Annotated in this window: 17 protein-coding genes; 5 read left to right on the top strand and 12 right to left on the bottom strand. The window is 49.3% G+C overall.

The genetic code is table 11. The features are described 5' to 3' along the window. The first annotated feature begins 85 nt into the window (after positions 1-85). The 5 genes from ACUC6J_RS04315 to ACUC6J_RS04295 all read left to right on the top strand — a co-directional run bounded on the left by ACUC6J_RS04315 (position 86) and on the right by ACUC6J_RS04295 (position 5,640). Positions 86-1,759: an ATP-binding protein gene (locus ACUC6J_RS04315; RefSeq protein WP_447249803.1), complete on the top strand. Its 1,674-nt coding sequence runs from the start codon at positions 86-88 to the stop codon at positions 1,757-1,759. Further along, the gene (locus ACUC6J_RS04310) at positions 1,752-2,480 is read left to right on the top strand and encodes a response regulator (protein ID WP_031462898.1); all 729 of its coding nucleotides are present in this window, start codon (positions 1,752-1,754) and stop codon (positions 2,478-2,480) included. Before ACUC6J_RS04315 ends, ACUC6J_RS04310 begins: the two co-directional genes overlap by 8 nt. A 204-nt stretch (positions 2,481-2,684) precedes the next feature. Further along, positions 2,685-3,665 (top strand): ABC transporter substrate-binding protein, encoded by a 981-nt coding sequence (locus ACUC6J_RS04305; RefSeq protein ID WP_016819783.1) that lies wholly within the window; start codon positions 2,685-2,687, stop codon positions 3,663-3,665. After that, complete coding sequence (locus ACUC6J_RS04300) at positions 3,662-4,666, top strand: FecCD family ABC transporter permease (RefSeq protein WP_017426180.1); 1,005 nt, start codon at positions 3,662-3,664, stop codon at positions 4,664-4,666. The genes ACUC6J_RS04305 and ACUC6J_RS04300 overlap by 4 nt, the downstream gene beginning before the upstream one ends. After that, entirely contained in the window at positions 4,663-5,640 is a 978-nt protein-coding gene (locus ACUC6J_RS04295) for a FecCD family ABC transporter permease (protein WP_447249802.1), read from the top strand. The genes ACUC6J_RS04300 and ACUC6J_RS04295 overlap by 4 nt, the downstream gene beginning before the upstream one ends. 236 nt (positions 5,641-5,876) lie before the next feature. On the opposite strand, the gene ACUC6J_RS04290 is transcribed toward ACUC6J_RS04295, so the two are convergent. The 12 genes from ACUC6J_RS04290 to purQ form a co-directional block, all read right to left on the bottom strand. Next, positions 5,877-6,302, bottom strand: a complete 426-nt coding sequence (locus ACUC6J_RS04290) for an OsmC family protein (protein WP_044787193.1) — start codon at positions 6,300-6,302, stop codon at positions 5,877-5,879. Between the two features lie 49 nt (positions 6,303-6,351). Then, positions 6,352-7,101 carry an amino acid ABC transporter ATP-binding protein gene (locus ACUC6J_RS04285; RefSeq protein ID WP_016819780.1) on the bottom strand — a complete coding sequence of 250 codons (750 nt, stop codon included), beginning with the start codon at positions 7,099-7,101 and terminating at the stop codon, positions 6,352-6,354. 14 nt (positions 7,102-7,115) lie between these two features. Beyond that, positions 7,116-7,763 (bottom strand): amino acid ABC transporter permease, encoded by a 648-nt coding sequence (locus tag ACUC6J_RS04280; RefSeq protein WP_430099292.1) that lies wholly within the window; start codon positions 7,761-7,763, stop codon positions 7,116-7,118. Between the two features lie 87 nt (positions 7,764-7,850). After that, on the bottom strand, positions 7,851-8,708 hold the full coding sequence (locus tag ACUC6J_RS04275; RefSeq protein WP_044787194.1) for a transporter substrate-binding domain-containing protein: 858 nt from the start codon (positions 8,706-8,708) through the stop codon (positions 7,851-7,853). A 99-nt stretch (positions 8,709-8,807) separates the two neighbouring features. After that, entirely contained in the window at positions 8,808-9,485 is a 678-nt protein-coding gene (locus ACUC6J_RS04270; protein ID WP_016819775.1) for a TetR/AcrR family transcriptional regulator, read from the bottom strand. Positions 9,486-9,609: 124 nt separating this feature from the next. Continuing rightward, positions 9,610-10,875 (bottom strand): phosphoribosylamine--glycine ligase, encoded by a 1,266-nt coding sequence (purD, locus tag ACUC6J_RS04265; RefSeq protein ID WP_045244214.1) that lies wholly within the window; start codon positions 10,873-10,875, stop codon positions 9,610-9,612. 63 nt (positions 10,876-10,938) lie between these two features. Then, the gene (gene purH / locus ACUC6J_RS04260) at positions 10,939-12,483 is read right to left on the bottom strand and encodes a bifunctional phosphoribosylaminoimidazolecarboxamide formyltransferase/IMP cyclohydrolase (protein ID WP_016819773.1); all 1,545 of its coding nucleotides are present in this window, start codon (positions 12,481-12,483) and stop codon (positions 10,939-10,941) included. 130 nt (positions 12,484-12,613) lie between these two features. Next, positions 12,614-13,228 carry a phosphoribosylglycinamide formyltransferase gene (purN, locus tag ACUC6J_RS04255; RefSeq protein WP_017426174.1) on the bottom strand — a complete coding sequence of 205 codons (615 nt, stop codon included), beginning with the start codon at positions 13,226-13,228 and terminating at the stop codon, positions 12,614-12,616. Beyond that, on the bottom strand, positions 13,228-14,268 hold the full coding sequence (gene purM / locus ACUC6J_RS04250) for a phosphoribosylformylglycinamidine cyclo-ligase (protein WP_019686171.1): 1,041 nt from the start codon (positions 14,266-14,268) through the stop codon (positions 13,228-13,230). The genes purN and purM overlap by 1 nt, the downstream gene beginning before the upstream one ends. A gap of 715 nt (positions 14,269-14,983) precedes the next feature. Continuing rightward, positions 14,984-16,465, bottom strand: coding sequence for an amidophosphoribosyltransferase (purF, locus tag ACUC6J_RS04245; protein ID WP_017426172.1), 1,482 nt, complete (start codon positions 16,463-16,465; stop codon positions 14,984-14,986). Further along, a complete protein-coding gene (purL, locus tag ACUC6J_RS04240) occupies positions 16,450-18,693 on the bottom strand; it encodes a phosphoribosylformylglycinamidine synthase subunit PurL (protein WP_447249801.1) in 2,244 nt (747 codons plus the stop codon). Before purL ends, purF begins: the two co-directional genes overlap by 16 nt. Beyond that, positions 18,671-19,360: a phosphoribosylformylglycinamidine synthase subunit PurQ gene (purQ, locus tag ACUC6J_RS04235; RefSeq protein WP_016819768.1), complete on the bottom strand. Its 690-nt coding sequence runs from the start codon at positions 19,358-19,360 to the stop codon at positions 18,671-18,673. The genes purL and purQ overlap by 23 nt, the downstream gene beginning before the upstream one ends. Between the last annotated feature and the right edge of the window lie 3 nt (positions 19,361-19,363).

Raw genomic sequence — 19,363 nt, 5'->3', positions numbered from 1 at the left:
CTGGAATACAGTAAAATGATTCATATTGGGGTGTTTATCCGCTGATCAACTGCTCCTATATTTTGTTTAATGGCGGTGAAGGCATGTGCGTTTTCAGACAAAATTAATGGTATTCATATCCCTTTTAGTGCTAGTCGTTACCGGGCTGTTGGGATTATCCTTGCGTTATATGATTACCTCCGCCTTGTACGAAGAGATTGGGAAAAGGGCACTGACTGTGGCCAATACGCTTGCGGTAGATGCACAGGTCAGGGATGCTCTAGAACAGACCGACACGACGCAATTACGTGTTCGGATCAACGAAGCAGTGAAACCTGTCCAAGCCAGCACCGGCGCTGATTTTATTACGATTGCAGATCGTCATCTCATTCGGCAATGGCATGTTAACCCGGAACGCATCGGGCAGCCTATGATGGACCCGCTGAATAATAAGGTGCTACAAGGACATTCCTTTATTACGGAATCCACCGGTTCTCTCGGACCGTCACTGCGAGCCAAAACCGCAGTCTATGATGAACAAGGCCGAGCTATCGGACTCGTTTCTGTAGGTTTCCTGATGACAGATGTGGCGCAAAATATTCGTACATACACATATACATGGCTGTGGTTCATGGTAGGCGCGCTAATGATCGGCATATTAGGAAGTCTGGTTATAGCACGACGGGTAAGGCACGAACTGCATGGGCTGGAGCCAGTGGAGATTGGACGTTTGTATCAGGAAAAGCAAGCCATTCTCGAATCCATAGGTGAAGGGATTATCGCGGTTAATAGCAGTGGACAAGTCACACTTGCCAATCCACAAGCCGTCCGTTTGCTTGGTCTTCCTCCGGAAACTAGCCTCTATGGATGCGAGCTTCGTCATTTGGCGGGCGCCGCATATCAGCTGGCAGATGTACTTGCTACAGATTTTATCGAAAAGAATCCTAGCATGAAGCCGGATCAGGAACAAAACGTATTCAATGAGGAAATTGAGATCCAACAACGAGTCGTAGTCGTCAGCCGTGTACCGATCAAGGATCGATTCGGACGAATGCTAGGCACCGTTGCCAGCCTGCGTGACAAAACAGAGCTGCTTCGCATGACGCGGCAGTTGACAGAGGTCAAGGATTATGCGGACGTGTTACGATCACAAACACATGAATATACCAATCGGCTATACCTCATATCCGGCCTGATTCAGTTGGAGTGTTATGACGAAGCAGTGGACTTTATTACTCAGGAATCGGAAGAGTATCGTGTACATAGTTCCGTTTCGTCTTCTCTTTCACCCGATTCAATCATCGCCAGCCTGCTGATCAGCAAGAAAAAACAGGCGTTGGAAAAAGGGATTGTACTCCATTCATATATAAAAGGAGCATTTACAACCCCGTCTCCTGCGTTGGAGTGGTCGCTTCTTGCTACCATTGCCGGAAACCTGCTGGACAATGCTATGGAAGCAGTTGCAATAGGTTCTATACCTGACGGACAGGTCTGGTTCCGGCTTGAAGAAATGACTGAAGCCATCGTCGTCGAAGTTATGGATAATGGATCGGGTATTTCGGAGGATATCCAGGAAAAACTGTTCGTTAAGGGAGCATCAACTAAAGCAGAGGAAGGACACGGATATGGCCTTGCTCTCGTGCAGGAGTACACCGAACGAATGAGTGGCTCCATAAAAGTACATGAACGGCCTGGTGGAGGTAGCATTTTTGAAGTATACATTCCTTTAATTAAGACAGATACGAATCATGATGTAAAAGGAGGTCACGGCCATGAATGAGCGGGTTTTATCGGACATTGAGGTTCTTATTATTGAAGATGATCCGCGAATTGCGGAGATTAACCGACGATTTATTGAAAAGGTGGACGGGTTCACCGTATGTGCAATAGCAACGAACGAATTTGAGGCAAAGCTTCAACTGGATGTATTGCGACCGTCTTTAGCCGTGCTGGATGTTTATTTTCCCGATACGAATGGTCTAACCCTACTATCGTTCATCAAGCAACACTATCCAGCTACAGATGTCATTATGCTGACTGCCGCCAAAGAAGCTGAAACTGTGGTACAAGCGGTTCGAGCAGGCGTATTTGATTTTATCGTAAAGCCGCTCGTATTCGAGAGATTGCGGGCGACCTTAGAGGAATATGCTCGTTTTCGCCGCCAAGTCACAACATGGCAAGAAGAACACTCTACGGTGGAGCAATCGGAAATTGACCGTCTGCTTCAAAGCGCGGGCACGGGTCGGATGACGGGTAACGGAGTAGGAGAGCTATGGGCCAAAGGCATTGATAAAGTCACTTGCGAAAAGGTGCTTGATCTCCTGAACCGACGAGGTGAGGTAACTACGGGTACAGTGGGAATTGAGCTAGGTATGAGCCGATCTACCGCCAGAAGGTATCTGGAATATTTAGTGGAAAGTGGCGATGCTCACCACGATCAGGTATACGGAACTGTCGGCAGACCGGAGCGTATCTATCGCAGACGGCAGGAAAATGCATAAACCACCAATTCATACGTCTGGTCTCTTTCATCCTCTCATCTCGCTTGTGATTTTAATGAACTTAATTCTCATAATAGGCTAAAACGGTTTAAATGATCACATTATTTACGTCCCCTTTCCCGGTTGCTAGAATGGTCAACAGTTAGTTAATTGATAATGATTATCAGTTTCTCTGGTAAGCATATTTGGAACGGGGGACAACATATGGCAACACCGAAACAGCCACTACGTACAGGCGTGCTGCTTGCAGCGATTCTGGTACTACTGACGGCCGTTATGGCGGGATGTGGAGGCCAGTCACAAAATAATAACGCAGCAGCACCTCAAACCACAGGCGACACTCGAACGATCAAACATGAGATGGGAGAAACCAAAGTTACAGGCAAACCCAAAAGAATCGTGACGTTGGAATTCTCTTTTGTCGATGCTGCTACCCAACTGGGCGTGATGCCTGTCGGCATAGCTCAGGAAAATGATGATGATATCGATGGGCTGCTTGGCAAAAGAATCGACTTTACACCTGTCGGCACACGCAAACAGCCGAACCTGGAAACGATCAGCTCTTTGAAGCCCGATTTGATTATTGCTGATCTGAACCGTCATAAGAGCATTTACAAAGAACTAAGTGAGATTGCTCCTACCATTGTTCTAAAGAGCCGCAATTCCTCTTATGAGCAAAACCTGGCATCCTTCGGCGTTATCGCTGACGCGTTGGGTGAGAAGGAAAAGGGTGAGCAAATTCTCGCAGCACATAAAGCTACAATGGCAAAGCTGAAAGAAGGCATCCAAGCTGGTGAGTCACGTAGCGTATTGCTTGGGGTATTTCGTTCTGATTCACTATCGGCTCACGGCGCTTCATCTTTTGATGGACAACTGCTGGAGCAAGCAGGCATCCACAATGCCCTTCAAAATACAAGCGAGCCTACAGTCAAGCTGACACTGGAGCAGATTGCACAAGCTGATCCGGACGTGATCTTCTTAGTGGAAGCCGATGAGAAGCTGCTTGCAGAATGGAAGCAAAATCCGTTATGGCAAAACATTACGGCCGTGAAAAAAGGGGAAGTTTACGAAGTAAACCGGGCACTGTGGACCCGGTACCGTGGACTCGGCTCTGCCGAGAAAATACTGGAGCAAGCGATTTCGCTTCTGTATCCCGCGCAAACTAAAGGAGACGGCTCCCGTTGATCGGACAAGCCTTACGCGACCGGCTAAATAAGCCGGTCTTCTTTGCACTTCTATTCGCGCTGCTGGCTGGACTATTGCTGAGCGTGGCGATTGGCCCAGTCAGGATGGACATCCCCACCATGCTGACTGCACTATTCACCGAGCATCCGTCCAAGGATCAGCTCATTATCTTGACGATACGCCTGCCACGTGCCGTCATTGGTCTGATCGTCGGCGCCGGGCTTGCCGTGGCCGGAGCGCTGATGCAGGCCATCACACGCAACCCGCTGGCTTCGCCACAGGTATTTGGGGTCAGCTCTGGCGCTTCGCTGGCTGTCGTCCTGTCGGTCGTGCTGCTGCCCAATATCGGGTCGTCCGGCAGCATTTATTTTGCTTTTGCCGGAGCGATCGCAGGTGGCTCCTTCGTATATGCGCTGGCCGGAACGGCGGGCATGACGCCAGTCAAGCTGGCTCTTGCCGGGATGGCTGTGCATCTGCTGCTGGCCTCTGTCACTCAGGGACTGCTCGTGTTCAACGAGCAAATATCCGATGTACTGTATTGGCTCGCCGGAGCCATCGACGGGTCTACTTGGGCCGACACGCGTCTGGTGCTGCCATGGTTCGCCGTCGGTATGATCCTTGCACTGGCGCTGGCCCCCTCGCTATCTGTGCTTAGCCTCGGTACAGAGGTCGCACAGGGACTGGGGCAAAACGTACGTCTTGTCCGCTTGCTGGCCTCAGTTTCAGTTATTATGCTGGCAGGCTCTGCTGTAGCGGTAGCCGGGGCCATCGGCTTTGTGGGTCTGATGGTGCCGAATATCATTAAGGTATTTACAGGCGACAATTACAAACGGGTCATCCCCCTGTCTGCAATCTGCGGAGCTCTGCTGCTGACATATGCGGACGTGCTTGGACGATTTATTGCCTTTCCTTATGAATCGCCCGTTGGTATCGTAACTGCGCTGGTGGGCGCGCCCTTCTTTTTATACCTGGCGCACAAGAACGGGAGGGCTTCACGATGAAAAAACTGTGGATTTTACTCGTGATAATGATGGGTGTTTCCTTTATAGCTATCGGCGTGGGCAGCACCTACATTACGCCCGCTGAGCTGATCACGGCGCTGACTAACCGAAATGCCTCTTCCTGGTTCATCGTTCACCATTATCGACTGCCTCGTGACCTGCTGGCCATCATGGCCGGTGCTGGTCTTGCTGTAGCCGGCGTGCTACTGCAAGGCATGATTCGCAACCCACTGGCTTCGCCGGATGTGGTGGGTGTATCCAAGGGAGCCGGCTTTGCTGCGGTTCTCGTCATCGTGCTGCTCCCCTCATCCCCGGTGGCGCTACTGCCTGTCGCTGCCTTTGTCGGTGCCGGGTTAGCTGCACTACTGCTCGTACAGCTTTCGATGAGGGGAGGCATGCGTCCTAATATGCTAGCCTTAACCGGGCTGGCGGTAGGTGCTATCTTCCAGGCTGCGACCGATTATATTCTGGTCAAATATCCACTCGAAGCCAGCGATACGCTGACTTGGCTAGCTGGAAGCTTGTGGGGCAAAGGCTGGGATGAAGTATATGGGCTTTTGCCATGGTTAATTGTATTGCTGCCTCTCGCCTATACACTACAGCACAAGCTGGATATTATGAGTCTGGATGAGGAAAGCTCCGCTGGTTTGGGACTTAGCGTGAAGCGTATGCGCACAGGACTGCTGGCCGTATCTGTGGCCTTAGCTGCTTCCTGTGTCGCTGCCATCGGCTCCATCGGCTTTATAGGGCTGCTGGCACCACATCTGGCACGGCGGTTGTTTGGTAATCGCCACCGCTATCTATTGCCCGGCGCAGCCATGATCGGTGCCCTGATCCTCGTCCTTGCCGATGCGCTCGGACGGGGGCTGAAGCCGCCGCTCGAAATCCCCGCCGGCATCGTGACAGCCGTAATTGGCGCGCCCTATTTCCTGTATCTCTTGCTGCGGGAACGCAAACAAAAAAGCAGCGGATAAAGGACAAGTTCTCCATTACAGCTAAACGCTGCACGATAACGTAGCGTTTAGCTGCATTATCTCCCCACCTGTAGACCGATCCGCTGATTGGTTTCTTTTCTAAACGATTCATCGTACAGTAACTTCGATATGCATTCCACACACAAGATTTCATTATGCGTCATATTGTCAGACAACATAAAAAAAGAGAGCCCTCCTGTATATAACACAGGCTGACTCTCCTCACCCCTCAACGCTTACGCTGGATAGGGTACTTCTGTTCCATTCAAAATGAGGTGCATCCGAATTTCCGCTTTTAAGGAATCGGATACTGCACAATATTTTTCCTTCCCCATCTGAATCGCTTTCCATACGCGGTAATCTGGAATATCTCCATCTACGTGGAACGTCAGATCAATCGCTGTAAATCCTGTTGGCATTTGCTCCTTGCGCGTACCTTCTGCATCAATATCAATTCGAGTAATGTCCGACAAAAAACGATCCAAAATCATCGTAATATCAATACCGATACATCCCGCCAGACCTGCAAGCAGCAGTTCCATCGGTGTCATCCCTTTACCATCGCCGCCATAAGCCGCCGTAGCATCCATCCCTACGGAATAACCGGATGGTCCTTCCGATGTAAATGCGCGTTTGCCGTGCCAAGTTGTAGATACTTTCATAATCAATTGCCTTCTTTCCATCTTAATAATCTATGATTCATCCTCTAACTTAAAACTCGCTAATTTGACGCAAAAACTTTTGTGTCCTCTCATGCTGGGGAGCATCAAAAAATGCCTGTGGTGCAGCCTCTTCTACAATGATACCGTCCGCCATAAATACAACCTTGTCTGCCACCTCGCGGGCAAATTTCATCTCATGCGTCACGACGACCATCGTCATTCCATCTTGAGCCAACTCCCGCATAACCCCCAGCACCTCACCCACGAGTTCGGGATCAAGCGCCGATGTCGGCTCATCGAACAGCATAATCGCCGGGTCCATCGCCAGTGCACGTGCAATAGCTACCCGTTGCTGCTGTCCACCAGACAGACGAGATGGATGTACATCCTGCTTATCCAGTAACCCCACCCGCTTCAGTAGCTGTTGTCCGATAGACATAGCCTTGTCGCGCGGCATTTTCTTAACTGTCAGCAGTCCTTCAATGACATTGCCGATAGCTGTTTTGTGCGGATACAGATTGAATTGCTGGAACACCATCCCCGTCTGCTTGCGAATATCACGAATGGCTGCTTGGCGGGCACGAACAGGAGCCATAGCATTAACCTCAATCCCGTTCACCTCAAACTTGCCAGAAGACAACTCTTCCAGTCCGTTCAGGCAACGCAGCAGGGTACTTTTACCTGAGCCGCTGGGACCGAGCAATACGACGATTTCACGAGCGGCAACCTGAAAATCAATGCTTTTCAGAACCTCTACCTGTCCGAATCGTTTACCTAATCCGTTTGTTGTTATCATCATCTATCATCTCCACCTTAATAAGCTCGAGCCAGACGCTTTTCCACCCGCTCCAGTATAGCGGAGAATCCAATGCTCATAATCCAGTACATCAGGGCAATTTCGAGCAGAAACGGCATGTAGCGCAAATATTGCGCCTGTAAAAGCTGTGCCTGTCGCATCAATTCACTAACCCCGATAACCGATACAAGCGACGTTTCTTTAAGCATACCCACGAACGTGTTCCCCATCGGTGCAATTGCAATGCGCAACGCCTGTGGAAGAATGATACGCCACATCGTTTGACCAGGCGACATTCCCGTCGCATAAGCAGCCTCGGTCTGTCCCTGTGGCACGGCTAAAATAGCTCCACGGAACGTCTCCGATAAGTACGCCCCTGTATTAATACTAAGCGCGAGACAAGCAGCCGTTAACGATCCGAAAGATATTCCGTAATCATCCAAACCATAATAAATGACCGCAATCTGCACCAAAACCGGCGTTCCCCGGATGATCGATACATACATGCGAGCCAGCCAACGAATAGGTCGATTCCCCTTCAAGCGCGCTACTGCAACAATCAAACCAATAATTAGACCAAACAACATAGAAACAATCGTTATATACAGCGTATAGTAAGCACCCTTCAATAAAAAAGGGACGTTCTCCCACATTAATTCTAGCATCGTTTATATATTCCCTTCTTTCAGACGAGTGGCCCCATGTCAGCATAAAAGCCAAGACTGGAGCCAGACGCCTGTAACAGGCTTACGTTATTCTTTTGGCTCCTCGCCAAACCATTTTTTGAAAATTGTTTTGTAAGTGCCGTCTTCCTTCATTTCCTTCAGAGCCTTGTTCAAGGCTTCCTTGAGCTCAGGAGTTTTCTGGTTAATGGCTACAGCTGCTAGGTCTGATTTAATCGGCTCGCCTACGGCTTTAATTTGGAACCCGTTTTTGTCGATAATGGGCTTAAGAGCATATAGATTGTTAATGGTTGCATCAATACGACCAGAGTTTAGATCCTTCAATGAAGTAATGACATCATCATAGGTTTTGATCTCAAAATCGCCTACCTTTGGCAGCACTTCGTTGCGCAGATAAGATTCATCATTTGTCCCCAAGCCGACACCAATGGTTTTGCCTTTAAAGTCTTCCAACTTCGTAATGTCATTTGTTTTGCTATTCACGATAATATTCACATTATTGGTGATATAGGGATCTGTGAAGTCAATGGCCTTCTTGCGATCCTCTGTAATCGCAACCTGGCTAACCACTGCATCGAATTTTTTCTTTTGCAGACTTGGAATCAATCCCGAAAATTCTTGGGCCGTGAATTCCGCTTTTACTCCAATCCGTTTCGCCAACTCTTTGGCAATATCCACATCAAACCCGTCCAACTCCTTGTTGTCGTTCAAGAAATTGTACGGCGGGTAAGTGCCCATCATGCCTACCTTCATTACACCGGCCTTCTTGATGGCTTCGAGCTGATTGGCGGCTGCTTCATTATTGCTGCCCGTTCCAGTTCCGGCATTGGAAGCTTCCTGTTTGGTACCGCAAGCGCTCAGCACAAGGCTGAACAATGCCAGGGCCATGAGTGTGGTCACCAAGAATCCTTTTTTACGTGTTTTCATGTATCGTTCTCTCCTGTCTAGATGTAAATGTTTAAGTTTGTATGTGTAATTTGGCTATATTATTTGTTGCCCACTACTCATTCATGCGATGTTGACCGTCTAGCTTTGACCTAATAGTCCGTAAAATTCAAAATTAGCAGCCTCTTCTGCCAATCTTGTAGCGGATACCTGCTTGATGTGGTCATGTGTTCCCTCTGAACCGAATAACCAGCGTATAATGATCCCTTCGATCATGCTCATGAGTAGTGCTGCCCTTAATTCGACATCTAATTCGGCAGGCAACATGTTCAGCTCGATTGCTCTCTCCATATTGCGCCGGAATGCAAGCTCCATCGCAGTTCTGGTCTCACGGATACTCTGCCGCACGGGTTCATCGACACCACTGCCGATCAGCAGCAAACCCATCAGATAACGGTTCTCCAATGCAAAATGAAATAGCCGAACAAACAGCGCTTCCGATGCCTTGACCATATCAGCCAGCGTTCCTGCATCACGGCGATACCCCTGCCCGATCGCTGACAAAAGTTGTTCACGGCCTGTTGCGATAATCTCCAGTGCCAGAGCCTCTTTACTTTTAAAATGCCAATAAAATGTGCCTTGAGCTACTCCTGCCTCCACCACAATATCTGAAATCTTCGTTTGGTGGTAACCCTGCTCAGCAAACCGCTTTAACGCAATGTGAAGAAGCTGAGTCCTGCGGTCTGTTTCTTCTCCCCCGTGATCAACAGGTGAGTCATTCGAAAGGGTTTTGGATTGCTTCGCCTTGCGTGGCTGCATGGGTTTCCTCCTCCCGATTGATCAGTCAGTCAGTTTTTTATTTTTAATCCTATAGGATAAGTATACTTTTGTCAAACGAAAAAAGAGAACCTCCGCAGAGGTCCTCTTATCCTATATATTGCTGTTATAGCAATGCTTTTGCCGCAATGTCTGTACGGTTTTGCTTGCCTTCAAAGGTAATACGAGCCGCCTGCTCGTAAGCTTTGTCCCGTGCCTCGGCAATGTCACGTCCCAAACCAACCACGCCTAATACGCGTCCGCCGTTCGTTACCCACTCACCCTGTTCGTTGATATCTGTGCCGGCATGGAATACGATGGCTTCATCTGCCTGATCCAATCCTTGGATAGGTATCCCTTTGGCGTAGGCTGCAGGATAACCTCCGGATGCCAGCACCACACACACCGCAGCTTCATCCTTCCACTCGATCTCCACCTGATCCAGTGTGCCGTTCACAGCAGCGAGAAAAATATCGAGCAAGTCGGATTTTAGGCGAGGCAATACGACTTGTGTTTCTGGATCACCAAAACGTGCATTAAACTCAATGGTCTTCGGCTTGCCGTCCGGCGAAATCATCAGTCCAGCAAATAAAACACCACGGAACGGGCGTCCTTCAGCAACCATAGCCTTGGCCGTCGGCTTAATAATCGTCTCAATGGCTTCCTCAATAATGGAATTGGCTATGTGAGGCAACGGGGAATACGTTCCCATGCCACCTGTGTTCGGTCCTTTGTCACCGTCAAAAACCGGCTTGTGATCTTGGGCCGCTGCCATTGGACGAACCGTTTCACCATCCACAAAGGAGAGAATCGACATTTCCTGTCCAGCAAGGAACTCCTCAATCACGACCTGTGCACCCGCTTCTCCAAAAACCTTCGCTACCATAATATCGGACAGCGCCTTTTCCGCTTCCTCCATCGAGTAAGCAACTGTCACGCCTTTGCCTGCTGCCAATCCGTCGGCCTTAATGACCACCGGAATAGGCTGTTCCTTCAAGTAGGCATGTGCTTCCTCATAGGTATAAAACTTGCGGTAAGTTGCTGTCGGAATTTGATATTTGTGCAGCAAATCCTTCATGAAGATTTTACTGCCTTCAATTTCCGCTGCATTTTTACGCGGTCCGAATACTGGAATGCCCTTCGCTTCAAATGCATCCACAATGCCGTCTGCCAGTGGATCATCGGGGCCCACTACGACAAGTCCGACTTTTTTGGATTCCGCCAGTTCTGTCAGCGCGTCAAACTCACTCACCGGAATCGGCACACACTCCGCTAATTGTCCGATGCCAGCATTACCTGGCGCACAATAGATTTGTCCGGCCTTGGGGCTTTTCTTCAGCGCCCACACAATTGCATGTTCGCGGCCGCCCCCTCCGATAACCAAAATATCCATTCAGGTGATTCCTCCCGCCCCATTATGATCGTTCAGGTGTGCTGCATCCACAACTCACACAACTTAGTGCTTGAAATGACGCACGCCTGTAAAGACCATAGCAATGCCATATTCGTTAGCAACCTTGATAGATTCCTCATCTTTAATGGAACCGCCCGGCTGAATGACTGCTGTAATGCCTGCTTTAGCTGCCAACTCCAGCGTATCGCCCATCGGGAAAAATGCATCCGATGCCAATACGGCACCTTTTGCTTTGTCACCGGCCTGCTCGATCGCAATCTTGGCTGCTCCGACACGGTTCATTTGTCCTGCGCCTACGCCAATAGTCATATTATCTGCCGCCAGTACGATAGCGTTGGATTTCACATGTTTAACCACTTTCCAGCTAAACAAAAGTTGTTTCAGTTCCTCCTCGGATGGCGTACGCTCTGTTACAACTGTAAGTGCATCCGGGTCCACAGCATGAACGTCATTTTGCTGAACAACCATGCCGCCTTCTATGGAAGTCACGACGAAACGGCTCTTCGCCTCAGATGGGGAAAGCTCACCCAGATCAAGCAAACGGATATTTTTCTTTTTCGTTAAAATCTCCAATGCTTCTTTCGTGAAGCCCGGTGCCAATACAATTTCCAAAAAGATTTCACTCAGCTTATTTGCTGTATCGCCGTCAATAATCCGGTTAGCCGCGACAATGCCGCCAAAAATCGAGGTTGGATCTGCTGCGTAAGCTTTGCTGTACGCTTCATAAATACTGCCGCCAATTCCCACACCGCAAGGATTCATATGCTTAACTGCAACTACTGTCGGCTCGCTGAATTCTTTGACGATTTGCAGGGCTGCATTCGCATCATTGATATTATTATAAGACAACTCTTTACCATGAAGTTGCTTCGCTGTTGTTAGTGTACCCTTGGCCGCCAAAGGCTCACGATAAAATGCCGCCTGTTGATGAGGGTTTTCGCCATAACGCAAATCCTGAATTTTTTCATAGGTTACAGTGTAACGCTCAGGCAGAGGATCACCTGTCACATTCGACAAGTAATCGGAAATCAAAGCGTCGTATGACGCCGTATGACGGAACACTTTTGCAGCCAAACGCTTACGAGTATTTAGCTCCGTGTCGCCATCCTTACGTATTTCCTCCAGTACAGTGCTATAGTCATCCGCATCGACCACTACACTGACAAAAGCATGGTTTTTTGCCGCAGAACGAAGCATTGTTGGTCCGCCGATGTCAATATTTTCAATCGCGTCTTCATAGGTTACACCGGGTTTGGCGATCGTTTCCGCAAAAGGATACAGGTTCACAACGACCAGATCGATATAATCCAATCCAAGCTCCTTCATCTGGCGCTGATGCTCTTCATTATCCCGAACAGCCAGCAAACCGCTGTGTACTGCAGGGTGGAGTGTTTTAACACGTCCATCCATAATTTCTGGAAATCCCGTTACCTCTGAAATACCGATGACAGGAATGCCCTCCTTCGACAGCAAGCTGCTCGTTCCCCCTGTCGAAACGATCTCCACACCCAATTTGGACAACTCGCGACAAAACTCCACGATTCCCCGTTTATCTGATACGCTGACGAGCGCTCTTTTAATACTCACCCTGTCTCCTCCTTTAGCTCTTTCAGAATTTTGCAAATTTCTCTTCTATCAATTTATTTCCCGAGAAATATCGGAAAATGCCTGTACAGTATCCTTGTTATGACAATGATATGACAAATTACAGTTATCTTTAGAGAAGTGAGCTCACCTTGCGGCCATTCAATTGGATTTTGCCTTGAGCCAGTCTACCAACTACCTCTGGATATAGCTGACGTTCCACGGATTGAATGGCTGCGGATAAGGATTCCGCTGTATCATGATCGTGAACTTCTACGACACGTTGGGCAATAATCGCACCAGTGTCCATCCCGCCGTCCACAAAATGGACGGTGACTCCACTTACCTTGACTCCATAGGCCAATGCCTGTCCAACAGCATCTTTCCCTGGAAATGCCGGAAGCAGTGACGGATGAATATTGATGATTTTCCCAGCGTAGGCATCAACCATGACACTGGATAGCAAACGCATATAGCCTGCTAACACGATGAGGTCAATCGATTTCTGCTCCAGCAAAGCCACCAATTCACGCTCATAGTCTTCTCGGGCAGGATATTCCTTAGGGCGAAAAGTATGACAAGCAATTCCAGCTTTCTGTGCTCTAGCTACAGCCGGAGCCGCAGGCTTGTCACAGATAAGTAGTTCTACCGAGGCGCCGCCCAGTTCACCCCGTGCGGCCGCATCCACCAAAGCCTGAAAGTTCGTCCCTTCGCCTGATGCAAAAACAGCAATCCGGTAATTGCCCATTATACCTCGGCTCCCGTAAAGGTCACGATCGAGCTGCCTTCCGTTACTTTTCCGATCACATACGCAGCTTCACCCTGTTCCTTCAGAACTTCCAATGCAGTCTGTGCGTGCTCTGCCTCAACAACGATCACCATTCCAATCCCCATATTGAAGGTAGTGAACATGTCTTTGTTAGAGATTTCGCCCTTTTCCTGCATGAGCTGGAAGATCGGCAGAATTGGCCATGTGCCGTATTGTATATCTACATTGACGTGATCCGGTAATACTCTAGGGATATTTTCAATAAAACCGCCACCCGTGATATGCGCCATGCCTTTAACTTTTACCTTGTCCAGCAACGCCAGCACAGATTTCACATAAATTTTCGTAGGCTCCAGCAGTACATCACCCAGCTTGCCGTTCAAGCCTTCAATTTCATCATGCAAATCATAGCCTTGCTGTTCCAATAACAGCTTGCGAACCAGTGAAAAGCCATTACTGTGAACACCGCTGGAAGCCAGCCCGATTACGGTATCTCCAGGAGCAATAGAACTACCGTTAATGATTTTGCTCTTATCTACAATCCCTACGGTGAATCCAGCAATATCATATTCGCCCTCACTGTACATCCCCGGCATTTCTGCGGTTTCGCCGCCGACCAACGCACACCCTGACTGATGGCAGCCCTCTGCGATTCCAGCGACTATAGCTTCAATCTTCTCGGGCACAACCTTGTCACAAGCAAGGTAATCTAGAAAAAAGAGAGGTTCTGCACCTCCGACGACAATATCGTTTACGCACATCGCAACTGCATCAATGCCAATGGTGTCATGACGATCCATTGCAAAGGCAAGCTTCAGCTTCGTGCCGACACCATCGGTACCGGAAACGAGTACAGGCTCTTCATACTTATCTTTATTCAGGCCGAACAACGCACCGAATCCGCCCAAGTCCGTGAGCACTTCCGGACGGAAGGTACGTTTTACGTGCTTTTTCATCCGTTCTACTGCTTCATTACCAGCAGCGATATCTACCCCTGCGTTTTTGTATGCTTCGGACATTCATGAACACTCCTTCAAATGATTGACCCTCCTAAGTCCTCCCTAGCAGGGAGGATTCCATGGGGATGCTCCCCCTGGACCCCTCAAGAGTCGGTCAGATGCGTAGGATTGGGTGCTGCTTGGTGGTGGTTCGTAATGAGCGTCGCGTGTTTTCCATTGTGAATTGCGGGTCTTCCGCAATTCACAATGACACGCTTTGATGCGTGGCCGCCTTTGGTAGTGACGGCGGCGGGGGCACGTCCCGGACTGTTTGCTTCGCAAAGGCGGGGACGTGCCGGGCCAAAGAAGTGAGCAGCGCCAACGGGCGGCTTACTTCTTTGGCCCTTGAGGCAGGCAGCTTCCGCCCTGCCTGCTGCCTGAGCCTCGCTTCGCTGGCTAACAGGCGGCTTTACAAGCCGCCTGTTAAAAACTCATGGCATGAAATAGTTATGCCATGAGTTTTTAACGGCCTTACCTAACCTCTTCCCGGTGGGAACAGAAGAGGTACAGGCACTACTGCAAAATGCTGCACACCTGAGGAACGCAGCGGGTGGAAGGATTCTGGAGAAGCGAAAGCGTTCGCCTTTGCTGCTGGATTCTAACCCTGTAAGGGGTTATTCCACTCCAAGAATCCAGCGGCAACAGCGATCGTAAGAACCTTACACACGCGGAGTGGTCCCCTCAGAACCGCCATCCCATGCCTCCATGCACCTCTGTACCTCTTTTGTTCCCTATATTAACAACTACACCCGAACTTTTCTTCGCCTTTAAAATCTACCTGTGTCGGATAATCATTATCGAAACAAGCCAGGCACAAACCGCCCTTGTAATCCTGTTCGTTATGTCCGCCTACCGCGGCAATCAATCCCTCGGCGCTCATAAAATAGAGCGAATCGGCGTTAATCTCTTGCCGAATTTCCTCCACGGTTTTGGACGAAGCGATCAGTTCCCGACGGTCCGGCGTGTCGATACCGTAGAAGCACGGGTTTTTGAAAGGCGGTGAGGTAATTCGTACATGTACTTCCAACGCGCCCGCATCCCGCAGCATATTTACGATTCGACGAGATGTGGTGCCCCGAACGATAGAGTCGTCGATCATAATGACCCGTTTACCTTCAACAACACGGCGTACAGCGCTCAGCTTCATTTTCACACCCTGCTCGCGCAGCTCTTGACTCGGTTGAATAAAGGTACGTCCAGTGTATTTATTTTTAATCATGCCCAGCTCATAGGGAATACCTGTTTGCTCTGCATAACCAATTGCAGCCGATATGCTGGAATCCGGTACACCGGTAACCAAATCTGCATCGACAAAAGCCTCTAGCGCCATCTGGCTGCCCATTCGTTTGCGTGCTGCATGAAGATTAGAACCATTCAAGTCACTGTCAGGACGAGCAAAATAAATATACTCCATCGCACACAGCGCTTTACGCTGCTTATCTTCCGTATAACGGTCTTCGTGCAGTCCGTTTTTATCCAGAACTAGCAGTTCACCTGGCTCGATATCGCGCAACAGTTCTGCACCAATGGTTTCCAAGGCACAAGACTCGGATGCAAACAAATAAGCATCGCCCAATCTGCCCATCGTCAATGGACGCAAGCCATTGGGATCAGAAGCCACAAGCAGCTTGTCATTGGTCATAATAAGGAAAGCAAACCCACCGACAATACGCTTTAATGCATCCTTGGCAGCCTCCACTAAATCCTTGGACGACCGAGCGATCAAATGTGCTACTACTTCGGTATCGCTGGTTGTTTGAAAAATAGACCCACCCTGCTCCAGTTCATGCCGAATTTGCAAAGCATTTACGATATTTCCGTTCGTCGCTACCGCCAAATCACCATCACGATACTTGAACACCAAAGGCTGTGCATTCGTCAGCTTACTGTCTCCACTTGTCGAATAGCGCACATGTCCTATGGCAATATCGCCTGTCAACGAAGCCATTAAGTCTTTATTAAATACTTCTTTGACAAGTCCCATTCCACGATGATAATGGAATTCGTCTCCACTGCTCACACAGATCCCTGCACTTTCTTCACCACGATGCTGAAGCGCGTGCAAGCCGTAATAGGCTAGGGAAGCGGCATCGGAGTGTCTGTACACCCCGAATACGCCGCATTCCTCTTTTAATTTATCAAACAGCCCCTCTTTACCCGAGCCTTCATTATAATAATCTCCAGTCCACAACGTCCGTGCTGTTATTTCATCAGACATGGAATGACATCCTCCCAGATTTGCTTCAAACTGGCGACTGCCTCGTTCAAAGCGGGTTGTCCGTTCACCTCAACTGTCAATTGTGATCCTTCAACTTTTCCCAATACGGTAACTGGTACTTCCAGTCCACGCAGATGTGCTTCCAGCGCAGACGCTTTATCCGGTGATGCAGATAACAAAATGCGGGATTGACTTTCGCTGAATAAAGCATGGTCAGGGCGCAAAGACGTTTCTACGTTAACCTGCGCTCCCAATCCGCCGCTAATTCCAGATTCGGCAAGTGCTACAGCCAAACCGCCCTCTGCCAGATCATGTGCGGATTGTACCCATCCGGCCTGAATCGCTCCTAGTACCGCAGTCAGCAGTTTTTTCTCTACATTCAAATCGAGCTCAGGCGGACGTCCCTCGGATACACCGTGCACGATAGCCTGGAACTCACTGCCTCCTAGCTCAGCCTTCGTCTCTCCCACTAGGAAAATGACATCGCCTTCGGCTTTGAAGCCTTGTGTCGTAATATGATCTGTATCATGTACCAGACCGACCATTCCGACTACAGGCGTCGGATAGATCGAACCTTTGGCATTTTCGTTGTACAAGCTAACGTTGCCCCCGATAACAGGTGTATCCAGTACACGGCAAGCTTCTGCCATACCATCTACGGCTTTTTCCATTTGCCAGAAAATATCCGGTTTTTCAGGGTTACCAAAGTTCAGATTGTCCGTAATCGCTAAAGGCTCTCCGCCGGAGCATACAATGTTTCGAGCTGCTTCGCTGACTGCAATCCGTCCACCTACCTCAGGGTCCAGATATACATAACGTCCGTTACAGTCCGTAGTCATTGCAAGTCCCTTGCGGGTGCCACGTACGGTCACTACAGCTGCATCCGAACCCGGACGAACGGCCGTACTGGTGCGAACCATGTAATCATATTGCTCGTATACCCATTTCTTGCTAGCTACACTTGGTGAAGATAGCACCTTTTTCAGCGCGCCGTTCAAGTCTGTTACTTCTGCATACCGAAGTGTGTCAATCGCAGCATTTTGCTCATAATAAGCAGGGACTTCGGAAGGTTTGTCATAGATCGGACACTCGTCAACCAGCGCCGTCACTGGCATATCACCCACCACTTCACCGTGATGGAACAAACGCAAACGACCGTCATCCGTCACTTTACCGACCTTGGCACAAATGACGCCCCAACGCTCGAAAATTTCAAGCGCCTGTGCTTCATCCTTAGGCTCAACAACGAACAACATACGCTCCTGTGATTCTGACAGCATCATTTCATAAGGTGTCATGCCCTCTTCACGCTGCGGTACCTGATCCAGGTACAGCTCAAGCCCGTTGCCCGCCTTGCTTGCCATTTCAGCACTGGAGCAGGTAAGTCCCGCTGCGCCCATATCCTGAATACCCAGTACAATACCGCTGTCGATCAGTTCCAGACATGATTCCATAACCAGCTTTTCCATGAATGGGTCGCCTACTTGAACCGCAGTCCGATTCGCTTCGGATTCCTCTGTCAGCTCAACGGATGCGAAAGTTGCTCCATGAATCCCGTCACGTCCTGTTGGTGGGCCTACGTAGAACACCGGGTTACCAACCCCTTTTGCCACACCACGTTGGATTTTATCATGGTCAATCAGTCCAACACACATTGCATTAACCAGCGGATTGCCTTCGTAGCTTTCGTCAAATACAACCTCTCCACCCACGGTCGGAATACCGATACAGTTCCCGTAGCCCGCAATACCCGATACCACATGCTCGAACAAATATTTCACACGGTCGCTCTCCAGCTTGCCAAAACGCAGCGAGTTCAAAACGGCAACAGGTCTTGCGCCCATGGAAAAAATATCACGGATGATGCCGCCTACCCCAGTTGCTGCCCCTTGGAAAGGCTCTACAGCGGATGGATGGTTATGACTTTCGATTTTAAATACAACCGCTTGGTTGTCTCCAATATCAACAATCCCTGCTCCTTCACCGGGTCCCATCAGAACTCGCGGTCCGCTCGTCGGGAAACGTCTCAGCAACGGCTTGGAGTTTTTGTAAGCACAATGCTCTGACCACATAACACTGAACACGCCAATCTCCGTATAATTCGGCTGACGCCCCATGAATTCGCAGATCAGCGCATATTCACTGTCCGACACACCCATCTGCTGATACAGTTTATGTTCGGCAATCTGCTCTGCCGTCGGTTCCTTAGCGGACACTTGCTGCGCCATGACGATCCCTCCAAGCATTCAAAATAGATGTAAACATACGTTTGCCGTCATCCGTTCCAAGCAATGCGTCCACTGCGCGTTCCGGGTGGGGCATCATGCCCAGCACGTTACCTTGTTCATTACAAATCCCTGCAATATCCGTCATGGAACCATTGGGATTATCTTTATACGTAAATACGATCTGATTGTTCGCCTGCAAACGAGCCAGCGTCTCATCATCACAGTAATAGTTGCCTTCACCATGTGCGATCGGAATAATGATCTCTTCACCAGCAGCATAATCTCTTGTAAAAGGCGTTTGGTTATTCGCAACCTGCAACACCGTATCACGGCAAAGGAATTTCATCGACAGATTACGGCGCAAAGCTCCTGGCAACAGCCCGGCTTCGGTCAAAATTTGAAAACCGTTGCAAATCCCCAAAATATATTTGCCCTCGGCAGCCGCTTTGGCTACTTCCTTCATCACCGGAGCAAACCTGGAAATCGCACCACACCGCAGATAATCCCCGTAGGAGAAGCCTCCCGGAACAAGAATACAATCGTAAGGTGACAGATCCGTTGCCGTATGCCAAACATAATCGACAGGTTCACCGACCGTGTCCTCTATCGCCTTATAGCAGTCAATATCACAGTTGGAGCCCGGAAAAACCAGAACTGCAAATTTCATGGA

The organism is Paenibacillus sp. JJ1683 (genome assembly GCF_053006485.1).
The sequence above is the reverse complement of the archived record's forward strand: the minus strand, read 5'-3'. Positions and strand labels throughout refer to the sequence as shown.